This window comes from Streptomyces rectiviolaceus (assembly GCF_039533825.1).
GTDB lineage: Bacteria > Actinomycetota > Actinomycetes > Streptomycetales > Streptomycetaceae > Streptomyces > Streptomyces rectiviolaceus.
The window spans coordinates 1-19,934 of sequence record NZ_BAAAUG010000038.1; the positions used below are offsets into that span (position 1 = coordinate 1).

Annotated in this window: 18 protein-coding genes; 5 read left to right on the plus strand and 13 right to left on the minus strand. The window is 71.3% G+C overall.

Going from position 1 to position 19,934, the window contains the following annotated elements; translation table 11 throughout:
- Nucleotides 1–229 precede the first annotated feature (229 nt).
- Genes ABD378_RS12535 through ABD378_RS12550 form a run of 4 tightly spaced genes read right to left on the minus strand, consistent with a single transcriptional unit; the run spans nucleotide 230 to nucleotide 3,700 of the window.
- A complete protein-coding gene (locus tag ABD378_RS12535) occupies nucleotides 230–1,447 on the minus strand; it encodes an ABC transporter permease (RefSeq protein WP_344520743.1) in 1,218 nt (405 codons plus the stop codon).
- Nucleotides 1,444–2,154 carry an ABC transporter ATP-binding protein gene (locus ABD378_RS12540; protein WP_344520744.1) on the minus strand — a complete coding sequence of 237 codons (711 nt, stop codon included), beginning with the start codon at nucleotides 2,152–2,154 and terminating at the stop codon, nucleotides 1,444–1,446. Before ABD378_RS12540 ends, ABD378_RS12535 begins: the two co-directional genes overlap by 4 nt.
- A complete protein-coding gene (locus tag ABD378_RS12545) occupies nucleotides 2,151–3,218 on the minus strand; it encodes a peptidoglycan-binding protein (RefSeq protein ID WP_344520746.1) in 1,068 nt (355 codons plus the stop codon). Before ABD378_RS12545 ends, ABD378_RS12540 begins: the two co-directional genes overlap by 4 nt.
- Nucleotides 3,215–3,700, minus strand: coding sequence for a hypothetical protein (locus ABD378_RS12550; RefSeq protein ID WP_344520747.1), 486 nt, complete (start codon nucleotides 3,698–3,700; stop codon nucleotides 3,215–3,217). Before ABD378_RS12550 ends, ABD378_RS12545 begins: the two co-directional genes overlap by 4 nt.
- Before the next feature lie 129 nt (nucleotides 3,701–3,829).
- Between ABD378_RS12550 and ABD378_RS12555 the strand changes: the two genes are divergently transcribed.
- Entirely contained in the window at nucleotides 3,830–4,498 is a 669-nt protein-coding gene (locus ABD378_RS12555; RefSeq protein WP_344520748.1) for a response regulator transcription factor, read from the plus strand.
- 95 nt (nucleotides 4,499–4,593) lie between these two features.
- Nucleotides 4,594–5,763 (plus strand): sensor histidine kinase, encoded by a 1,170-nt coding sequence (locus ABD378_RS12560; protein ID WP_344520862.1) that lies wholly within the window; start codon nucleotides 4,594–4,596, stop codon nucleotides 5,761–5,763.
- Here the strand turns inward: ABD378_RS12560 and ABD378_RS12565 are convergent.
- On the minus strand, nucleotides 5,751–6,515 hold the full coding sequence (locus ABD378_RS12565; RefSeq protein ID WP_344520749.1) for an SIS domain-containing protein: 765 nt from the start codon (nucleotides 6,513–6,515) through the stop codon (nucleotides 5,751–5,753). The two genes, ABD378_RS12560 and ABD378_RS12565, sit on opposite strands and share 13 nt — an antisense overlap.
- Before the next feature lie 228 nt (nucleotides 6,516–6,743).
- Between ABD378_RS12565 and ABD378_RS12570 the strand changes: the two genes are divergently transcribed.
- Complete coding sequence (locus ABD378_RS12570) at nucleotides 6,744–7,436, plus strand: iron-dependent transcriptional repressor DtxR (RefSeq protein ID WP_344520750.1); 693 nt, start codon at nucleotides 6,744–6,746, stop codon at nucleotides 7,434–7,436.
- Nucleotides 7,437–8,048: 612 nt separating this feature from the next.
- Nucleotides 8,049–8,912 carry an alpha/beta fold hydrolase gene (locus ABD378_RS12575; protein ID WP_344520751.1) on the plus strand — a complete coding sequence of 288 codons (864 nt, stop codon included), beginning with the start codon at nucleotides 8,049–8,051 and terminating at the stop codon, nucleotides 8,910–8,912.
- Between the two features lie 4 nt (nucleotides 8,913–8,916).
- Here ABD378_RS12575 and pdxH read toward each other — a convergent pair whose 3' ends face one another.
- A complete protein-coding gene (gene pdxH, locus ABD378_RS12580) occupies nucleotides 8,917–9,696 on the minus strand; it encodes a pyridoxamine 5'-phosphate oxidase (RefSeq protein WP_386544713.1) in 780 nt (259 codons plus the stop codon).
- Between the two features lie 315 nt (nucleotides 9,697–10,011).
- Here pdxH and ABD378_RS12585 point away from each other — a divergent pair, with 315 nt between their 5' ends.
- Complete coding sequence (locus tag ABD378_RS12585; protein WP_344520752.1) at nucleotides 10,012–11,112, plus strand: citrate synthase 2; 1,101 nt, start codon at nucleotides 10,012–10,014, stop codon at nucleotides 11,110–11,112.
- 102 nt (nucleotides 11,113–11,214) lie between these two features.
- On the opposite strand, the gene ABD378_RS12590 is transcribed toward ABD378_RS12585, so the two are convergent.
- The 7 genes from ABD378_RS12590 to ABD378_RS12620 all read right to left on the minus strand — a co-directional run bounded on the left by ABD378_RS12590 (nucleotide 11,215) and on the right by ABD378_RS12620 (nucleotide 19,877).
- Entirely contained in the window at nucleotides 11,215–11,814 is a 600-nt protein-coding gene (locus ABD378_RS12590; protein WP_344520753.1) for a TetR/AcrR family transcriptional regulator, read from the minus strand.
- Entirely contained in the window at nucleotides 11,802–12,536 is a 735-nt protein-coding gene (locus ABD378_RS12595) for an enoyl-CoA hydratase family protein (RefSeq protein WP_344520754.1), read from the minus strand. Before ABD378_RS12595 ends, ABD378_RS12590 begins: the two co-directional genes overlap by 13 nt.
- A gap of 56 nt (nucleotides 12,537–12,592) precedes the next feature.
- The gene (locus ABD378_RS12600) at nucleotides 12,593–13,759 is read right to left on the minus strand and encodes an acyl-CoA dehydrogenase family protein (RefSeq protein ID WP_344520755.1); all 1,167 of its coding nucleotides are present in this window, start codon (nucleotides 13,757–13,759) and stop codon (nucleotides 12,593–12,595) included.
- Nucleotides 13,756–15,657: an ATP-binding protein gene (locus ABD378_RS12605; protein ID WP_344520756.1), complete on the minus strand. Its 1,902-nt coding sequence runs from the start codon at nucleotides 15,655–15,657 to the stop codon at nucleotides 13,756–13,758. Before ABD378_RS12605 ends, ABD378_RS12600 begins: the two co-directional genes overlap by 4 nt.
- A gap of 10 nt (nucleotides 15,658–15,667) precedes the next feature.
- The gene (locus ABD378_RS12610; RefSeq protein WP_344520757.1) at nucleotides 15,668–17,269 is read right to left on the minus strand and encodes an acyl-CoA carboxylase subunit beta; all 1,602 of its coding nucleotides are present in this window, start codon (nucleotides 17,267–17,269) and stop codon (nucleotides 15,668–15,670) included.
- A complete protein-coding gene (locus ABD378_RS12615; protein ID WP_425583835.1) occupies nucleotides 17,266–18,960 on the minus strand; it encodes an acyclic terpene utilization AtuA family protein in 1,695 nt (564 codons plus the stop codon). Before ABD378_RS12615 ends, ABD378_RS12610 begins: the two co-directional genes overlap by 4 nt.
- Before the next feature lie 116 nt (nucleotides 18,961–19,076).
- Complete coding sequence (locus ABD378_RS12620) at nucleotides 19,077–19,877, minus strand: TIGR03084 family metal-binding protein (protein ID WP_344520760.1); 801 nt, start codon at nucleotides 19,875–19,877, stop codon at nucleotides 19,077–19,079.
- Nucleotides 19,878–19,934 lie beyond the last annotated feature (57 nt).

A 19,934-nucleotide genomic window follows, 5' to 3' on the forward strand; every position in this document is an offset into this window, starting at 1 on the left:
GGCCCGCCGCTTCGCGGCGGATCTTTCCCGCCCGCCCACCCGATTGCCCCGCAGCGCATCGGGTGGGTGATCATCCGTCGCCGGGTAAACGGGTGGGCGGGTGGGGAGAATCCGCCGCGAAGCGGCGGTCTTGGGTCCCTCCATCAGCCGACTGGACCCCGGCAGTTCAAAGTCCGCCCACACCCAGCCCGACTGGACCCGGCAGTTCAGAACCCGCCCGCCCCGCCGGCTAGGCAGCGTGCAGGGCCAGTGTTGGCGAGAGGCGGGCCGCTCGTACCGCTGGGTACAGGCCCGCCACCGTCCCGATGGCCAGCGTCGCGCCGAAGCCGCCGCTCACCGCCCACAGGGGGACCACCCAGGGGAGTCCGCCCGACACCGCGTACGCGCCCGTCGCCGCCGCGCCGAGCGCGATCCCCGCAAGGCCGCCGAGGCCGGACAGCATCAGGGACTCCGTCACGAACTGGATGCGGATCTGCCCCTTCGTCGCGCCCATCGAGCGGCGCAGACCGATCTCGTACCGTCTCTCCAGGACTGAGATGATCATGGTGTTGGCCACCCCGACACCTCCCACCAGCAAGGCGATCCCGCCGAGCCCAAGCAACAGCGTGGAGAACGCTCCCTCCGTCGCCGCCTTCGCCTTGAGCGCCGATGACGGGTCGGTCACCTGGACGTTCCGCGGGTTCTCCGGGTCGATCGAGGCCGCGAGCAGGCTCCGGACCTCGTGCACCGAGGCGTCCGTCGACCGCTCGTACACCGACGTGGGGCGGCCGTCGAAGCCGAGCTCGCTCTTCGCCGCCTCCCAGCCCACCAGGGCCGAGCGCTCCACGTCGGGCGAGAGCGGCAGCGGGTCGAGGATGCCGACGACCGTGAAGTACCGGTCGTCCACCCAGACCTGCTGGCCCGGTTGAGTCATGCCGAGGCGGTCGGCAGCGACATGGCCGAGGACGATCGAGGGGTAGCGGCTGTTGGCCGCGTTGAACCACGTGCCGTGCCCCATCTCGCCGCGCAGCACCTTCAGCAGGCCCTCGGTCGCCGCCTTGACGGAGATGCCGCCGGTCTCGTCCTCGGGGATCTTCTCGCTGCGCCGCACGGTGCGTTCGAGGTCGCCGGTCGCGCCGACGTCCCGTACGCCCTTCACCCTGGAGACGCGGCCCGCGGCGTCGCGCGGGAGCACCACCTTCTCGCCGGAGAACATGGGCTCCCCCGGGGAGGCAACCAGCATGTTCGTGCCCAACTCGTCCAGCTCCTCCATGAGTTGGGCCTTGCTGGACGACGAGATGCCGACCACCGCGATCATCGTGGCGATCCCGATGGCGATCCCGAGCGCCGACAACACGACCCGCACGGGGCGGCTGCGCAACCCCGCCGAGCCGACGTGCAGGACGTCCCGCGGCCCGAGCCGCGCCGCCTTGAGCCGGGCGTTCCTGACCTTCTTCGTACGGGTCATCCGGCGAGCACCCCCTCACCGGTACCGGCCGCTGCGGCGCGGACGTCCGCCACCACCCGCCCGTCCCGGATCCGCACCTGCCGCGGCAGTCTCTCCGCGATCTCCGCGTCGTGCGTGATGACGGCGATGGTCGCGCCCTCCGCGTTCAGGTCGTGGAGGAGCTCCATCACCGCCTCGCCCGAAGCCGAGTCGAGTGCCCCGGTCGGCTCGTCGGCCAGGAGCAGGTCCGGCGCCCCGACCACGGCGCGCGCGATGGCGACGCGCTGCTTCTGGCCGCCGGAGAGTTCGTGCGGGCGGTGCTTCATGCGGTCCGCGAGGCCGACCCGGTCAAGGGCTTCCGCGGCCCGCGCGCGGCGCTCGGAGCGCGAGAGCCCGGAGTACAGGAGCCCCTCCGCCACGTTGTCGCGTGCGCTGATCCCCGGCACGAGGTGGAACGCCTGGAAGACGAAGCCGATGTGCCGTGCGCGCAGTGCGGAGAGGCTGCGGTCGGCGAGCGTCGCGACGTCGTGTCCCGCGATGGCCACCGAGCCCTCCGAGGGGCGGTCGAGCGTGCCGATGATGTGCAGCAGCGTCGACTTGCCGGACCCCGAAGGGCCGACGATGGCGAGGAGTTCGCCCTCCTCCACCCGCAGGTCCACGCCGCGCAGGGCGGCAACACCGCCCGGGTATTCCTTGGTGACCCCGCCCAACTCCACGACGGCGCTCATATCTTGGGCACCCCGACCTTCATGCCGTCCCGCAGGCCGCCGCCGGTGACCTCGACGCGCCCCTGACCGAACATGCCGAGTTCGACCTTCACCTGGCGGGCGCGGCCGTGCTCGACGACCTGGACGCCGTAGCCGCCGCCGGGCAGCGCGAGGAGGGCGTTGACGGGGACGGAGAGGACGTCATCGCGGGTCTCTCCGGTGAGGTTGACCGTCACAGGGGACTGGTCGAAGCCGTCGACCTTGCCGGGGTCGTCGAAGGAGACCGTCACCGGGATCTTGGGGGTCTTGTCGGCCGGGTCGTCGCCCGGCTTGGCGGTCTTGCCGACGGATGCGACCTCGCCCTTGGCCGTCGAGCCGTCCGGCAGGTCCACGGTCACCTTGGTGCCCACCTTGGCGAGCTTCCCCTCGGCGACGTCGAGCTGGAAACGTACGACCCGCTCGGATCCCGTCGTGCTGAGCACCGGCTTGCCCGGCGCGACCTGGTCGCCGACGGCCGACTCGGTGGACTTCACGCGGACGCCGCCCGGCGAGAAGGCGATCTGGTCGGGCCCGACGCGCCCCGTCTGCTTGCGGTCGTGTGCCTTCTGCCACTGCTTGACGGCCGCCGCGGTGCCTGCCGTGTACTCGTCGTCGACGGCGAGCCCGGCTCCGTACCCGAGCGCCTGGAGGTTCTCTTCCAGCTGCCGTACGTCGTTGCCCTCGTCGCCGGTCTTCAGCGTGCGGTACATGGGTTCGGTGCCGTACATGAGGCGCACGGGGACGCCGTTGACCTCGTACAGGCGTCCGTCGCGCTTGATCGTCGAGCCGCTGCCCGTGGACCACGTCAGGGTTCCGGTGGTGCCGGCGTTGACCTTGCGTTCCTTGGCGTAGCCGAGGGTGCCGTCGGTCTGGGTTCCGCTGCTGAGGTCGCCGCGCTCGACGGGGGCGGTGGCGGACGGGAGTCCGGCGTCCTGGCTCACGGACTCGTCCTTGCCGTTGTCGGCGATGGCGGTGACGGCGACGCCGCCGCCGGTGATCGCGATCAGGGCCACCACGGTGGCGACCACGGCGGTGCGGCGCCTCACGCGACGATGTCCTTGCACGCCTTGGCGGCCTTCTCCATCTTCTTCACCTCAGCACCCTTCGGCATGGGCTGGGCCTGCATCGCGCCGCCGTCGAACTTCGGGTCGGGCATGTCGTAGCCGTTCTTGCGCATGCACTGGGCGTACCTGAGCATCTTGTCCTTGTCGGCCTGCGTGACCTTGCCGCCGCCCGCGCTGCCGCCCTTGCCTGTGCAGGCCTTCATCGCGGCCTCCATCTTTTCCTTGCTCATGTCACCGCCGATGGTGATCCCGCGGGTGTCCTCGCCCGACTTGGGCTCGGACACCTTGAGGCCGTGCTTGCGCAGGCACTCGCGCTCCTTGAAGGCGGCGTCGGCCTGTTTGCCCTTGCCGCCGTCGGCCTTGTCCTGGCTGCTCTCGCCGCCGCCGGAGGAGCAGGCTCCGGCGAACAGGGCGAGTGCGGCGAACCCCGATGCGATGGCCGTTGAGCGCGTACGAGTCCTCATGGCTTCCCCTTCACTTCACTGGTCGCGTTGTCGCGTTGTCGCGCACAGGCTCGCGGGAAGGGAGGTTTCGTTTCTCTCAACGGAGACGCTTACACCGACGAAAGGTGCACTTCAGGTACACAGGGCCGCATGCGCGTACTGCTGGTGGAGGACGAGGAATTCCTGGCCGAGATGATCGCCGACGGGCTGCGCCGCGACGCGCTCGCGGTCGACGTCGCGGCCGACGGCCTGACGGCGCTGCGCAAGCTCCAGCTCGGCGAGTACGACGTCGTCATCCTGGACCGGGACCTGCCGGGCCTGCACGGCGACGAGGTGTGCCGCAGGGTGGTGTCGCAGCGGCTGCTCACCCGCGTCCTGATGCTGACGGCTTCGGCCACGATCCGGGACCGGGTCGCGGGCCTCGGCCTCGGCGCGGACGACTACCTGACCAAGCCCTTCGCGTACGACGAGCTCCTCGCCCGCGTCCTCGCCCTCGGCCGCCGCACGCGCCCCGCGCTGCCGCCCGTCATCGAACGCGCGGGCCTCGTCCTGGACACGGCCCGCCGCCAGGCCAGCCGCGACGGCCGCCATCTCGCGCTCTCCCGCAAGGAGTTCGCGGTCCTTGAGGCGCTGCTCCGGGCTGAGGGCGCGGTGGTCAGCGGTGACGACCTGATCGAACAGGTCTGGGAGGAGGACACCAGTTACCGCACGAACGCGGTCCGCGTCACCCTCTCCAAGCTCCGCACCAAGCTGGGCGACCCCCCGGTGGTGGAGACGGTCCCGGGCGCGGGCTACCGGATCACGGGCTGGTCGGCGTGAGGAGGGTCCACCGAAGGCCCCTCGTCGGCGGCCGAAGGCGCCTCGTCGGCGGCCTCAGCAGCGAACGCGGCCGCCTCACCGCCCTCTACGGCGGCATGCTCGTCCTCGCGGGGGCACTGCTCACCGGGCTCGTCTACTTCCTGGTGCGGCAGGGGCTCTACTCCTCGATCAGCACCGCCGTCACCACCGCCGTCCCCGCCCGCAGGATGAACCCGCCCTGGCTGCTGCCCACCCCGGCCGCGTCGGCGTCGGTCGCGAGGCCGATGCCGACCAAAAGCGTCCCGGCCGACGACATCACGCAGGGGCTCGCCGTCACGAGGATCAGCGATGTCGCCGAGCAGGCGGCGCTCAGCAGGCTGCTCACCGTTTCGGTCATCGTGCTGTTCGTGTACGCGGCGCTCTCGATCCTCCTCGCCTGGTGGATGGCGGGCCGCGTCCTGCACCCCGTGTCCGTGATCACCGGCACCGCGCGGCGCCTGTCCGGCGAGAACCTGCACGAGCGGATCGCCCTCGACGCCCCGCCCGGCGAACTGAAGCAGCTTGCCGACACCTTCGACGAGATGCTCGGGCGGATAGAGCAACTGGTCAGCGCGCAGCAGCGGTTCGCCGCCAATGCCGCGCACGAGCTGCGTACCCCGCTCGCCGTCCAGCGGGCCGCCGCCGAGATCGGTCTCGCCGGTGAGCCCGACGCGCGGCAGGTGGCCCGGATCCGTACGAAACTCATCTCCGTCGCCGACGACAGCGAGCATCTGATCGAGGGTCTGCTGCTCCTGGCCACTTCTGAGCGGGGGCTCGAACGGCGTGAGCCCATCGCCCTCGACGTCGTCGCCGACGCGGTGACCGAAGGGCTCGCGGGCCGGGCGTCCGAGCGGGACGTCACCCTCTGCCTGCACGCCGAGCCGCTCACCGTGTACGGCGACGGAGTCCTCCTCGACCGCCTGGTGCACAACCTGGTGGCGAACGCCGTGCACTACAACGTCAAGGGCGGCCGGGTCGATGTGCGCACAGGACCGGACGGCGTCGAGGTCACCAACACCGGGCCCGTCGTCCCGCCGGAGACCGTCCCGCACCTCTTCGAGCCCTTCCGGCGCCTGCGGGAACGTACGCATGCGCGCGGGGAAGGCGCGGGCCTCGGGTTGTCCATCGTCGCCGCGATCGCCCGCGCGCACGGGGCACGGGCGACCGCGTCGGCGAACGAGGAAGGGGGTGGGCTCAGCGTGCGGGTGCGCTTCCCCGAGGGCCCGCGGGGGGCTCAGCGGCGGTAGAAGATCCGGTCGCCGTACTCCGCGAACACCCGGCCGTTCCACTCGTGCCCGCCGTCCACGTTCCCCGACCGCAGCACCGGCGGCTCGACGCCCCGCGCGGCAAGACGCTCGACGGCCGTGGCCATCATCGCCTGCATGATCGCGTTGGCGACCACGCTGGAGGCGGGCCCGAAGGGCGCGCCGACCGTGTCGAGGCCGAGCTCCGCGTCACCGAGGGCGATCTTGGAGTCGATCACGACGTCGCAGTGGTCCTTCAGGAAGGTGCCGGACATGTGGCGCGACTTCGTCTCCGTCGCGTACGCCACGGACGTCACCCCGATGACCTTCAGGCCGAGCGCGCGGGCGTTCATGGCCATCTCCACCGGAAGGGAGTTCCGTCCGGAGAGCGAGATGATCACGAGTGCGTCGCCGGGGCGGGCCGGTGACGAGTCCAGGACGGCGCCCGCGAGCCCGTCCACCCGCTCGAGGGCCGAGCCGAGCGTGGCGGGCATGACGTCGATGCCGACGACCCCGGGGACGGCGAGGAGGTTCATCAGGGCAAGGCCGCCCGCGCGGTAGACGACGTCCTGGGCGGCGAGCGAGGAGTGCCCGGCACCGAAGGCGAAGAGCCTGCCACCGGCCTCGACCGCGTCGGCGAGCAGCGTGCCCGCCGCGTCGACGTTCCCGCCCTCCTCGTCGCGCACACGGCCGAGCAGGCCGATCGCGGCGTCGATGTACTGACCGGCCAGCTTGCTCTCGCTCTTCGAGCCCATGCGCCGACGAACCTTTCCGGGTACGTATGTCGTGTACGTATTTCCTGCACGTATTTCCCGTGTGCCGCGGATCACGTTGCGGTCTGGACCAGTGCCCTGTCAATACGGCCCGGGCACCCCGTCAAGACCTCCTGGACCGGGTTTTCTCCTGGCGCGATCCGGTTGTCGGCGCTATGCGTCAGAATTGAGTTCAGGGCCGGCCGCACGAGCGAGATCTGAGGGGCACCCATGTCGGGGCTGATTGACACCACTGAGATGTATTTGCGCACCATCCTCGAGCTGGAGGAGGAAGGTGTGGTCCCCATGCGCGCCCGGATCGCCGAGCGTCTCGACCAGAGCGGGCCGACGGTGAGCCAGACGGTCGCGCGCATGGAGCGCGACGGCCTGGTGGCGGTCGCGAGCGACCGCCACCTGGAGCTGACCGAGGAGGGCCGCAGGCTCGCCACCCGCGTGATGCGCAAGCACCGCCTGGCGGAGTGCCTCCTCGTCGACGTGATCGGCCTGGAGTGGGAGCAGGTCCACGCGGAGGCGTGTCGCTGGGAGCACGTGATGAGCGAGGCGGTGGAGCGCCGCGTCCTGGAGCTCCTGCGCCACCCCACCGAGTCTCCGTACGGCAACCCGATCCCGGGCCTGGAGGAGCTTGGCGAGACGGACGGGGCCGACCCGTTCCTGGACGAGGGCATGGTCTCCCTGGCCGACCTCGACCCCGGCGCGGAGGGCAAGACCGTCGTGGTGCGCCGCATCGGCGAGCCCATTCAGACGGACGCGCAGCTGATGTACACGCTGCGGCGCGCGGGCGTGCAGCCCGGCTCCGTGGTGAGCGTGACGGAGTCCGCGGGCGGGGTGCTCGTGGGCAGCAGCGGTGAGGCAGCGGAGCTGGACGCGGAGGTCGCGTCGCACGTCTTCGTCGCCAAGCGCTGAGGTCCGCAGGACCGGGCGATGACGTCCGCAACCCCGGGTGACGGCGGAATCCGGCTCCCGTTACCGGGAGTTCGCGTCAACTAGCGGTAGCTGTTGGGCAGTTGTGAAGACTCCGGGACCCAAGGGGGTCCAAGATTCAGTGTGCGGAATCGCAGCGCCCGGACGTTTTGCGTGCGAGGCTGTCGCGAGAGGCATATGACCTGAGGGCTCTTGACCATGTCGGCGCCGGGTCTGGCCGCCACGGCCGTGGGAGGGGGCAGGAGGATGTGCCCATCTGGTGTGCGGGGGCGCGTACGCGAGCCGGGCGTATCGGCACGTCCCGAGCGTAAAGAGGGCCCCGGCGCCCTTGAGCGCCGGGGCCTGTCCTCCCCTGTTCTGACCCGGAGCCCCGAGCTCCCAGGGTCATCCCCCTCGGACCGTTTTCCCCGAGCGGCCCGCCTCCCGATGAAGATCTCCCCTCGGCAGCGGCGGCCAATCCTTGAGTGTGGTCACACGAACGAGGGGTGTTGCCGGCGATTTGGCCGCTTTCGAAAACGAGTTCGATAGCGTGCGGGGGTGCGTGACAGAACCAGGCGTTCAGCCCGAGTGGATTCAAGGGGGGTGCCAGGAACCATGGTGCGGCGCATTGACGTGACGGGCGCGGGCGGCGTACGCCTAGCCGCCTGGGAGTTCGCCGATCCTCCCAAGTCCAGGGAGACCGACGGGCCGCCCGGAGGCGTGCTGTTACTGCACGGCCTGATGGGCCGTGCATCGCACTGGGCGGGCACCGCCCGCTGGCTCGCCGAGCGACATCGCGCGGTCGCACTCGACCAGCGCGCGCACGGGCAGAGCGACAAGCCCCCCGAGGGCCCCTTCACCCGCGACGCCTACGTGGACGACGCCGAAGCCGCGCTCGTCCAGCTCGGCCTCGCCCCCGCCGTCCTCATCGGCCACTCCATGGGAGCGCTCACCGCCTGGCAGCTCGCCGCGAAGCGCCCCGACCTCGTCCGCGCCCTGATCATCTGCGACATGCGGGCCTCCGCTCTCGGCGCCGCGTCGCAGCGCGAGTGGGAGGACTGGTTCAAGGCCTGGCCCGTGCCCTTCGCCACGCTCGCCGACGTACGGAAGTGGTTCGGCGAGGACGATCCCTGGGTGGAGCGGCCCAATCCATCGCGTGGCGAGTTCTTCGCCGAGGTGATGACCGAGGGCCCGGACGGCTGGCGCCCCGTCTTCGACCGCGACCAGATGCTGAAGTCCCGCGAGACCTGGGTGTACGACGCCCACTGGGAGGACCTGACGCAGGTCCGGTGCCCCGCCCTGGTCGTCCGCGGCCTGGACGGCGAGCTGGGCCGTGCCGAGTCCCAGGAAATGGTCCGCGTGCTGCCCCGCGGGGCGTACGCGGAGGTGGCCGACGCGGGCCACCTGGTGCACTACGACCAGCCGGAGGCCTGGCGCGAGGCGATCCAGCCGTTCCTGGACGGGGTCCTCACGGGGTAGGGCGCTACGGGCTGAGGCGCTCCACCGTCCAGCTCGGAGCGGCCGCGGCGTCCGCAGCGTCCGGGTCCGTCCGTACGTAGCGCAGGCGGTCGTGCAGGCGGTTCGCCCTGCCCTGCCAGAACTCCACGCTCTGGGGCTCGACGCGGAAGCCGCCCCAGTGCGGAGGCGCGGGCACCTGCTCGCCCTCTGGGTAGCGCGCCTCCAAGTCGGCGTACGCCTGGTCCAGTTCGTCGCGCGTGGCGATGACCGAGGACTGGGCGCTGGCCCAGGCGCCGAGCTGGGAGCCGTGCGGGCGGGTGCGGAAGTACGCCACCGTCTCCTCGCGGGCGACACGCTCGGCCGTGCCCGTGACCATGACCTGGCGGGCCATCGGATGCCAGGGGAAGAGCAGCGCGACGTTCGGGTTCGCGGCCAGGTCGCGGGCCTTGCGGGACTCGTAATTGGTGAAGAAGACGAAGCCGCGCTCGTCGATGCCCTTGAGCAGGACCGTGCGTGAGCTGGGGCGGCCCGCGGCGTCCACCGTCGAGACGACCATGGCGTTCGGCTCGTGGAGCACGCCCGCCTCGGCAGCGGCGAGCGCCTGCGCGAACCAGAGCGTGAAGAGCTCGAGGGGCGTGGCGGGCAGCTCCGTCTCGACGAGTCCGTCGACGCCGTAGTGGGCACGTATGGCGGCGGGATCGGACGCAGAAGGAGCGGAAGAGGCAGAAGAGGCAGAAGGGGCTGCAGCAGCAGATGAGGAGGCTGATGCGGAAGCTGATGCAGAGGCGGCGGCTCGATCGGTCACGCGGTCATCTTGCCGTATACGAAGGGTCATCCGGCGGGCCGTCGTGCACCACGGAGAGGTGACGTGTGGCACTGAGTGCCGCGTGCCATCGCCAAGGGTGGCACCAAGGGATATCGTTCCGCTGCCGTATCGGTTGGGTGACCACCAGCCGCACGGGGCATCACCGGGGTGACCGAACCGGACCGCGAGTCGAAAGCCGGAGGCCATCGACGTACCGGCAGACCGCGGAACCGGACCGAGAATGCCCATTTCTGACACATGGTCACGAGCTGTCTGTCACCACCATCTGTCGTACACATCACGAGGAGCCGCCTGATGTCCGACTTCGTACCCGGACTTGAGGGAGTCATCGCGTTCGAGACGGAGATCGCCGAACCGGATAAGGAAGGCGGCGCGCTTCGCTATCGCGGCGTCGACATCGAGGATCTGGTCGGCCACGTCTCCTTCGGCAACGTCTGGGGCCTGCTGGTCGACGGCGCCTTCAACCCCGGCCTGCCACCCGCCGAGCCGTTCCCGATCCCGGTGCACTCCGGTGACATCCGCGTCGACGTCCAGTCCGCGCTCGCGATGCTCGCCCCCGTGTGGGGACTGAAGCCGCTTCTGGACATCAGCGAGCAGGAGGCCCGCGACGACCTCGCGCGCGCAGCCGTCATGGCGCTCTCGTACGTCGCCCAGTCCGCCCGCGGCCAGGGCCTGCCGATGGTGCCGCAGCGCGAGATCGACAAGGCCGACACGGTCGTCGAGCGCTTCATGAAGCGCTGGCGCGGCGAGCCCGACCCCAAGCACGTCCAGGCCGTCGACGCGTACTGGACGTCGGCCGCCGAGCACGGCATGAACGCCTCCACGTTCACCGCCCGCGTCATCGCGTCGACGGGCGCGGACGTGGCGGCGGCGCTGAGCGGGGCCGTGGGCGCGATGTCCGGGCCGCTGCACGGCGGCGCCCCGTCCCGGGTCCTCGGCATGATCGAAGAGATCGAGCGGACGGGGGACGCGGTCGCGTACGTGAAGCAGGCCCTGGACAAGGGCGAGCGCCTGATGGGCTTCGGCCACCGGGTGTACCGGGCCGAGGACCCCCGCGCGCGGGTCCTGCGCCGCACGGCGCGCGAGCTCGGCGCTCCCCGCTACGAGGTGGCCCAGGCGCTGGAGAAGGCCGCCCTCGACGAGCTGCACGCGCGGCGTCCCGACCGCGTCCTCGCCACCAACGTGGAGTTCTGGGCGGCGATCGTCCTCGACTTCGCCGAAGTGCCTGCGCACATGTTCACGTCGATGTTCACGTGCGCGCGGACCGCCGGGTGGTCGGCGCACATTCTTGAGCAGAAGCGGACGGGGCGGCTGGTCCGCCCCTCGGCCCGGTATGTGGGGCCGGGGACGCGGGATCCCCGGGAGGTCGAAGGGTTCGGGGATATCTCGCGGTAGCCGTCATCACCGGCTTCGCCGAGTTCGTCCTCAAACGCCGGACGGGCTGAAGACTCTCCCCCGGCCCGGGGAAATCTTTCAGCCGTCCGGCGTTTGGAACGCTCAGCGCAGCGCCCCCTCCACCAGCGCCGTCCACTGCGCCACCACCCGCTCCCTCCGCACCCCGTCATCCGTCAGGAGATTGGCGAGGCCCAGTCCACGGGCCATGTCCAGGAGGCCCTGGATGGTCTCCCGTACCCCGGGGCGGGACTCGTCCGCCCCGAGCAGCTGCACCGCTATCCGGTGCGTCTCACGGCCCACCCTCGCCTCCAACTCCGTCACGCGCGAGCCCAGTTGGGGCTCATTCGACGCGGCCACCCACAGGTGCAGCGCCGCCCGGAACAAGGGCCCCGTGTAGAGATCGACCAGAGCGGCCACCACGGACGCCCGGTCCTGCGCCGGAAGCTCCCGCAGCGCGGTGGACCGCTGCTCGGCCACGTACTCCACCGCCGCCGTGAAGAGGTCCTCCCGCGTGGGGAAGTGGTGCTGGGCCGCCCCCCGCGAAACCCCCGCACGCTCGGCGACCACGGAGACCGTGGACCCCGCCCAGCCGCTCTCGGCGAGGCACGCCACCGCTGCCTCCAGGAGCCGCTGCCGCGTCACGCGGCTGCGGTCCTGCTTGGGCGAGCGATCAGCACGATCAGCCGCGGTCACAGCACCCATGGGCACTCCCGTCGTTCAAGGAACGCCCCCATCCCCTCCCGCGCCTCCGCCGATGCGAAGAGCCGCGCGGACAGAGCGATGAGGGAGTCCGTGTGGTGGTCGAATGCGTCGAGCACCCTAGCCGTGAGCAGCTTCTTCGTCTCGGCCAGGGCCTGCGGCGCCGCCTTCCGCAACCCCTCGGCCAGGGGCGAGAGCTCCCCGTCCACGTCCTCCCCCGCCACCGTCACCAGACCGATCCGCGCCGCCTCCGCCCCGCCGAAACGCTCCCCGGTGAGGAAGTAGCGCGACGCCGCGCCCGGGTCGATCCTGGCGAGCAGCGGCATGGAGATGACCGCGGGCGCCACCCCGATGCGTACCTCCGTCAGCGCGAACGACGCCCCGGGACCCGCGACCGCCATGTCGCACGCGCCGAGCAGACCGAGCCCGCCGGCCCGCACATGACCGTCCACCCGGGCCACCACCGGCTTCGGCAGCTCCACGATCTGCCGGAGCAGCGCCACGAAGACGGCCGGGTCCGGCGGCTCCCGCAGGTCGGCGCCCGAGCAGAACGTCGAGCCGGTGTGCGTGAGGACGACCGCGCGTACGTCCGGGTCCTTGCCGCAGGAGTCGAGCGCCTCCGCCAGCTCGCACAGGAGTCCCGCCGAGAGGGCGTTGCGGTTGGCGGGGTTGTCCAGGGTGAGCGTGACGATGCCGCGCTCCTGGGGCGCGTACACAAGACCCATGAGATCTCCAGCAGTTGAGAACCGATGCGGGGCAGGTCGGGGCGGGGCGGGGCGGCTCAGTACGACTTGGGCAGGCCCAGCGTCTGGTGCGACACGTAGTTGAGGATCATTTCCCGGCTCACGGGAGCGATCCGCGCCACCCGCGAGGCCACGATCAGCGACGCGAGGCCGAACTCCTTCGTCAGGCCGTTGCCGCCCAGCGTGTGCACCGACTGGTCCACGGTCTTCACACACGCGTCGGCAGCCGCGAGCTTGGCCATGTTGGCGGCCTCACCCGCGCCCATGTCGTCGCCCTCGTCGTAGAGCCGGGCGGCCTTCTGCATCATCAGGCGGGCCAGTTCGATGTCGATGTGGGACTGCGCGAGGGGGTGCGCGATGGCCTGGTGGGCGCCGATCGGGCTCTTCCACACGCTGCGTTCCTTGGCGTAACCGACCGCCCGGGAGAGGGCGTACCGCGCCATGCCGATCGAGAACGCCGCCGTCATGATCCGCTCGGGGTTGAGCCCGGCGAAGAGCTGGAGCAGTCCGGCGTCCTCGTCGCCCACCAGGGCGTCGGCGGGCAGCCGTACGTCGTCGAGGGTCAGCTCGAACTGCTTCTCCGGGGCCTGGAGTTCCATCTCGATCTGCCGCCGCCGGAAGCCCTCCGTCTCGCGCGGGACGATGAAGAGGCAGGGCTTGAGGTTGCCCGTCCGGTCATCCTCCGTGCGGCCTACGATCAGCGTCGCGTCGGCGATGTCCACACCCGAGATGAACACCTTGCGGCCGGTCAGGAGCCAGTCGCCGCTCGCCTCGTCCCTGCGGGCGGTCGTCGTGATCCGGTGGGAGTTGGATCCCGCGTCGGGCTCGGTGATGCCGAACGCCATGGTGCGGGTGCCGTCCGCGAGGCCGGGCAGCCAGGCCTGTTTCTGCTCATCGGTGCCGAAGCGGGCGATGACGGTTCCGCAGATGGCGGGCGAGACGACCATCATCAGGAGCGGGCAGCCCGCCGCGCCCAACTCCTCCAGGACAATGGACAGTTCGGCTATTCCGCCGCCTCCACCGCCGTACTCCTCGGGCAGGTTCACGCCCAGATAGCCGAGCTTGGCGGCATCGGCCCACAGTTCGTCGGGGTGGCCCTCCTCCCGCACGACGCGGGTGAGGTATTCGCGGCCGTAGCGCTTGCCGAGTGCGGCGACTGCCGCACGCAGGGCCTGGTGCTCTTCGGTTTCGAGGACGGTGCTCATACGGATTGCTCCTCCTGTACGGCGCCAACGGCGTCAACGGCTTCAATGACGTCTACGACTGCGAGCAGCGCGCCGACCTCGACCTGGCGGCCGGGGGCGGCGTGCAGGGCGGTGAGCGTGCCGGAGGCGGGAGCGGAGATGCGGTGCTCCATCTTCATGGCCTCCAGCCAGATGAGGGGCTGCCCGGCGGTGACCCGCGCCCCCTCCGCGAGCCCTTCGGCCAGGCGCACGACGGTGCCGGGCATCGGGGCGAGCAGGGATCCTGGCTCCTGCCGGGTGGTGGGTTCAGGGAGCAGCGGGAGCGCGGTGAGGGCGGTGTTGCCGACGTACACGCGACCGTCGTCGCCGTAGCGACTGACGGTGAACTGCCGTCGTACGCCGTCCACTTCGAGCACGACGGACTCACGGGACACGGAGAGCACCCGCACGCCCTCCGCGCTCAGACCCTCCCGCGTGTGCCGGTAGCGCACCTCGTGCTCGGTGCCGTCCGGCTCGCTCCGGAAGAGCTTGACCTGCGGCTGCGACGCGAGGTTGCGCCAGCCGCCGAACCGCGAGCGCCCGTGCGCGTCGGCGAGCGCTGCGGCCAGCGGGGCGTACGGATCGGGTGCGGGGGCGGCGAGTTCGGTGACGTACCGGTCGTAGAAACCCGTGTCCATGCGGGCCTCGGCGAACTCCGGGTGCCGCAGGGAGCGTACGAGCAACTCCCTGTTGGTGACGGGTCCGTGGACGACCGCGCGCTCCAGCGCGCCCGCGAGGGCGCGCAGGGCCTGTGCTCGCGTGGGGGCGTACGCGATGGCCTTGGCCAGCATCGGGTCGTAGTGCACGCCGATCGTGTCGCCGTCCACGTACCCCGTGTCGAGCCGCACGCCCGGCACGGAGAGCCGGTGCAGGGTGCCGGTCTGCGGGGCCCACTCGGCCGCCGGGTCCTCGGCGTAAAGGCGGGCCTCCACGGCGTGTCCGCGCGCGGGCGGCGGCTCTTCCGCGAGGCGGGCGCCCTCCGCGACCTGGATCTGCAGCGCCACGAGGTCGACGCCGAACACGGCCTCCGTGACCGGGTGTTCGACCTGGAGCCGGGTGTTCATCTCCAGGAAGTGCGCCCGGTCGCCCGCGACGAGGAACTCCACCGTGCCCGCACCGCGATACCCGGTCACGCGCGCCGCACGCACGGCCTGGGCGTGCAGCTCATCGACGAGTTCTGGGGCCAGGCCCGGCGCCGGGGACTCCTCGATGACCTTCTGGTGCCTGCGCTGGAGCGTGCAGTCCCTCGTGCCGAGCGCCCAGACGGTGTCATGCGCGTCGGCCATGATCTGCACCTCGACGTGCCGACCGCCCTCCAGGTAGGGCTCGACGAAGACCTCGCCGTCCCCGAAGGCACTGGCGGCCTCCGCGCGGGCGGCGATCAACTCGCCCTTAAGCGCGCCTAGTTCACGTACGACGCGCATGCCGCGCCCGCCGCCGCCGGACGCCGCCTTCACCAGGACCGGCAGATCGCTCTCGGTGACGCCATCCACGCCCATCGGCTCGATGCCCATGAGTTCCTTGGCGCGCGTCTTCGATGCCATGGACTCGATCGCATCGGGCGGCGGTCCGATCCACACGAGCCCGGCGTCCAGGACGGCGCGCGCGAAGTCCGCGTTCTCGGAGAGGAAGCCGTAGCCGGGGTGGACGGCGTCCGCGCCGGCCGCCTGCGCGGCCTTCACGATGAGTTCGCCGCGCAGGTACGTGTCCGCGGGCGCGGCACCGGGCAGGCGTACGGCGGAGTCGGCCGTACGGACGTGCAGGGCGTCCGCGTCGGCGTCGGAGTACACGGCCACGGTGGTGATGCCCAGGTCGCGGCAGGTGCGGAAGACGCGGCAGGCGATCTCGCCACGGTTGGCGACAAGGATGCTGCTGATCATGGTGAGTTCCTCACATCCGAAAGACGCCGAAGCCACCGCGCGCGCCCTCGTAGGGGGCGGTGTGGATCGCGGACAGGCACAGGCCGAGGACCGTGCGGGTGTCGCGGGGATCGATGACCCCGTCGTCGTAGAGGCGCCCGGACAGGAACATCGGCAGCGACTCCGACTCGATCTGCTGCTCCACCATGGCGCGCAGCCCCGCGTCGGCCTCGTCGTCGTAGGGCTGGCCCTTGGCGGCGGCGGAGGCCCTGGCCACGATCGACAGGACCCCCGCAAGCTGCTGCGGCCCCATGACGGCGGACTTGGAGCTCGGCCAGGCGAAGAGGAAGCGCGGGTCGAAGGCGCGCCCGCACATGCCGTAGTGCCCGGCTCCGTACGAGGCCCCCATCAGGACGCTCAGATGCGGCACGCGCGAGTTCGACACGGCGTTGATCATCATCGCGCCGTGCTTGATGATGCCGCCCTGCTCGTACTCCTTGCCGACCATGTAGCCGGTGGTGTTGTGCAGGAAGAGCAGCGGGATGTCCCGCTGGTTGGCCAACTGGATGAACTGGGCCGCCTTCTGGGACTCCTCGCTGAAGAGCACGCCCTGCGCGTTGGCGAGGATCCCGATGGGATAGCCGTGCAGGGACGCCCATCCTGTCGTGAGACTCGACCCGTAGAGCGGCTTGAACTCGTCGAAGTCGGAGCCGTCGACGATGCGGGCGATGACCTCGCGCGGGTCGAAGGGCACCTTCAGGTCACCCGGCACGATGCCGAGCAGCTCGTCCTCGTCGTACTTCGGCGGCTCGACGACCCCGGCCGGATCGGCGTACGCCTTGCGCCAGTTGAGCCGCTTCACGACCCGCCGGGCCTGGCGAAGGGCGTCCCGCTCGTCATCGGCGAGATAGTCCGCGAGGCCTGAGGTGCGGGCGTGCATCTCGGCGCCGCCGAGCGACTCGTCGTCGCTCTCCTCGCCGGTGGCCATCTTCACCAGCGGCGGCCCGCCGAGGAAGACCTTGGCGCGCTCCTTGACCATGATCACGTGGTCGCTCATGCCGGGGACGTAGGCGCCGCCCGCCGTGGAGTTGCCGAAGACGACGGCGACGGTGGGGATGCCGGCGGCCGACGACTGGGTGAGGTGCTTGAAGAGCGCACCGCCCGGGATGAAGATCTCCTTCTGGGAGGGGAGATCGGCGCCCCCGGACTCCACGAGATGGATGGACGGCAGCCGGTTGGCATGCCCGATCTCATGCGCGCGGAAGGCCTTCTTCAGCGTCCACGGATTGCTCGCCCCGCCGCGCACGGTGGGGTCGTTGGCGGTGATCAGACACTCCACGCCCTCGACGACGCCGATACCGGTGACCATCGAGGCGCCGACGGGATAGTCGCTCCCCCAGGCGGCGAGCGGCGACAGCTCCAGGAACGGCGTATCGGGGTCGAGGAGCAGCTCGATCCGCTCCCGGGCGAGCAGCTTGCCGCGCCCCCGGTGCCGGGCGACGTACTTCTCGCCGCCGCCGTCGAGGGCCTTGGCCTGCTCGGCGTCGAGCTCGGCGAGCTTGCCGAGCATGGCCTCGCGGTGCTCGGCGTACTCGGCGCTCGCGGGGTCGAGCGCGGACGCGAGGACGGTCACGGGAGTACCTCCGTCGGTTCGTTCGCATCGATGGCTTTCAGGGGTGCGGCCGGTACGTCCAGGAGTGCGGCCGGGATGTCGAGGTGGCGGGCGCGCAGCCATTCGCCGAGGCCCTTGGCCTGCGGATCGAAGCGGGCCTGCGATGCGACGCCCGCGCCGAGGATCCCCTCGATGACGAAGTTCAGCGCCCGCAGGTTCGGCAGGTCGTGGCGCATGACGGTCAACTCGGCCGCCTCCGGCACGAGTTCACGGAACCGCTCGACGGTCAGCTCATGGGCGAGCCACCGCCATGCGTCGTCCGTGCGCACCCATACGCCGACGTTCGCGTCCCCGCCCTTGTCACCGCTGCGGGCCCCGGCGACGAGGCCGAGGGGGGCGCGGCGGGTGGGGCCTTGCGGGAGAGGTTCGGGCAGGGGCGGCCGGTCGAGGTCTTCGAGTACGCGGCTGTCGCCGGACATCTGGACCGGGAGCCGCTCACCGCCGGGCAGGACGGCCACGTGATCGACGGTGCCGCGCTCGGCGTACGCGGCCTCGAAGACTCCGTAGGGCGCGCCCTTGCCCGGGGGCGCCGTCACGTGGAATCCGGGGTAGCTGCCGAGGGCCAGCTCGATCGCGGCGCCGCTCAGGGCGCGGCCGACGGGGTCCTGCTGCGGGTCGCGCACGACGAGCCGCAGGAGGGCGGAGGCGGTCTCTTCACTGGGGGCGTCCGGCCGATCGGCCCTTACAAGCTCCCACCGCACCTCCTGCGGTCGGGACTTGGCGCGCCCGAGCGCATCCTCCACCTGCGCCCGGACAAGGGCGGCCTTGGCCTCCACATCGAGCCCGGTGAGGACGAAGACGACTTCGTTGCGGAAGCCGCCGAGGCGGTTGAGGCCGACCTTCAGGGTCGGCGGCGGGGCTTCCCCGCGCACGCCCGCGACACGCACCCGGTCGGGTCCCTCCTGCGTGAGGGCGACCGTGTCGAGCCGGGCGGTGACGTCGGGTCCGGTGTACCGGGCGCCGGAGGTCTCGTACAGCAGCTGCGCGGTGACCGTGCCGACGTCGACGAAGCCGCCCGTGCCGTCGTGCTTGGTGATGACGCTGGACCCGTCCTCATGGATCTCGGCGATCGGAAAGCCGGGCCGGAGCAGTTCCCGCTGCGAACGCCCGCCGAAGAAGGCGTAGTTGCCCCCGGTGGCCTGCGTACCGCATTCGAGGATGTGCCCGGCGACGACGGCACCGGCGAGCCGGTCGTGGTCACCGTCCCCCCACCCGAAGTGCGCGGCGGCGGGCCCCGTGACGAGGGCGGCGTCGGTCACGCGCCCGGTGACGACGACATCGGCGCCGGCGCGCAGGCAGGCGGCGATCCCGGCGCCGCCGAGGTAGGCATTGGCGGTGAGCGCGTCCGGGAAGCGCTGCCCGAGGTCGTCCCCTTCGACATGCGCGACCCGCACACCGACCCCGAGGCGCCCCGCCAACTCCCTGACGGCATCGGCAAGTCCACCGGGATTGAGCCCACCGGCATTGGTGACGATCTTGACGCCCCGCTCCTGGGCGAGCCCCAGGCACTCCTCCAGCTGCCGCAGGAAGGTCTTCGCATAGCCGCGTGCGGGGTCCTTGAGCCGGTCGCGCCCGAGGATCAGCATGGTCAGCTCGGCGAGGTAGTCGCCGGTGAGGACGTCGAGCGGGCCGTCGGTGAGCATGTCGCGCATGGCGTCGAAGCGGTCGCCGTAGAACCCGGAGGCATTGCCGATGCGCAGCGGTGCGGTAACCGACGGCGCTGCTTGGCCTTGGCCGGTCACCGCTTGCTCCCCTCGGCCTTGGCCGGTCACCGCCCGCGCTCCTCGGCCTTGGCCGGCCGCCCGGGTCCCGGCGGCCCCGCGAAGGCCTGCGCGATGCCCAGCCACCGCTCGGCGTCGGCGCCTTCCGCGCGCACGGCGATGTCGTCCCGGTGGGCGCGCTGCGTGACGAGCAGGCAGAAGTCGAGCGCGGGCCCGGTCACGCGCTGGCCGGCGTCTTCGGGCCCGCTGACCCACAACTCGCCGGAGGGCAGCCGAAGCTCGACCCGAAAAGCACCCTCCGGCGCACTCAGTCCCCGTACGCCGAACGAGAAGTCCCGGGCCCGCACGCCGATATGGGCCACGTGCCGCAACCGGTCTGTCGGCACCCTCACGACACCCAGCGCGTCGGCGACGTCCTGGCCGTGGGCCCAGGTCTCCATCAGCCGGGCGGTCGCCATCGAGGTGGCGGACATGGGCGGCCCGTACCAGGGAAACCGGGTGCCGCGCGGGGCGGCGGTCAGCGCCTCCAGCAGGGCGTCGCGCCCGGCGCGCCACCGGGAGAGCAACTCACCCGGCGGCAGCTTCGCGCCCTCATCGGCCCCGTCGTCGACGAACGAATCGGGAGCGGCGAGGGCCTCATCGACGAGCCGTCCGAAGGCGTCGCCGTCGGTGACGGCGATCAGCGCGGCCCGGTCGGTCCAGGCGAGATGGGCGATCTGATGGGCGACGGTCCAGCCGTCGGCGGGGGTGGGAAGCGCCCAGCGCTTCTCGCTCAACCCCTCGACCAGCTGGTCGAGTTCCTCACTCTCACGGCGCAGATCGTCGAGTACGGGCACAGCTTCGGGCACGGAGCGCTCCCCTCGGGGCACGGCGGTATGCCCCGGAGCATGGCAGCGCCCGGAGAA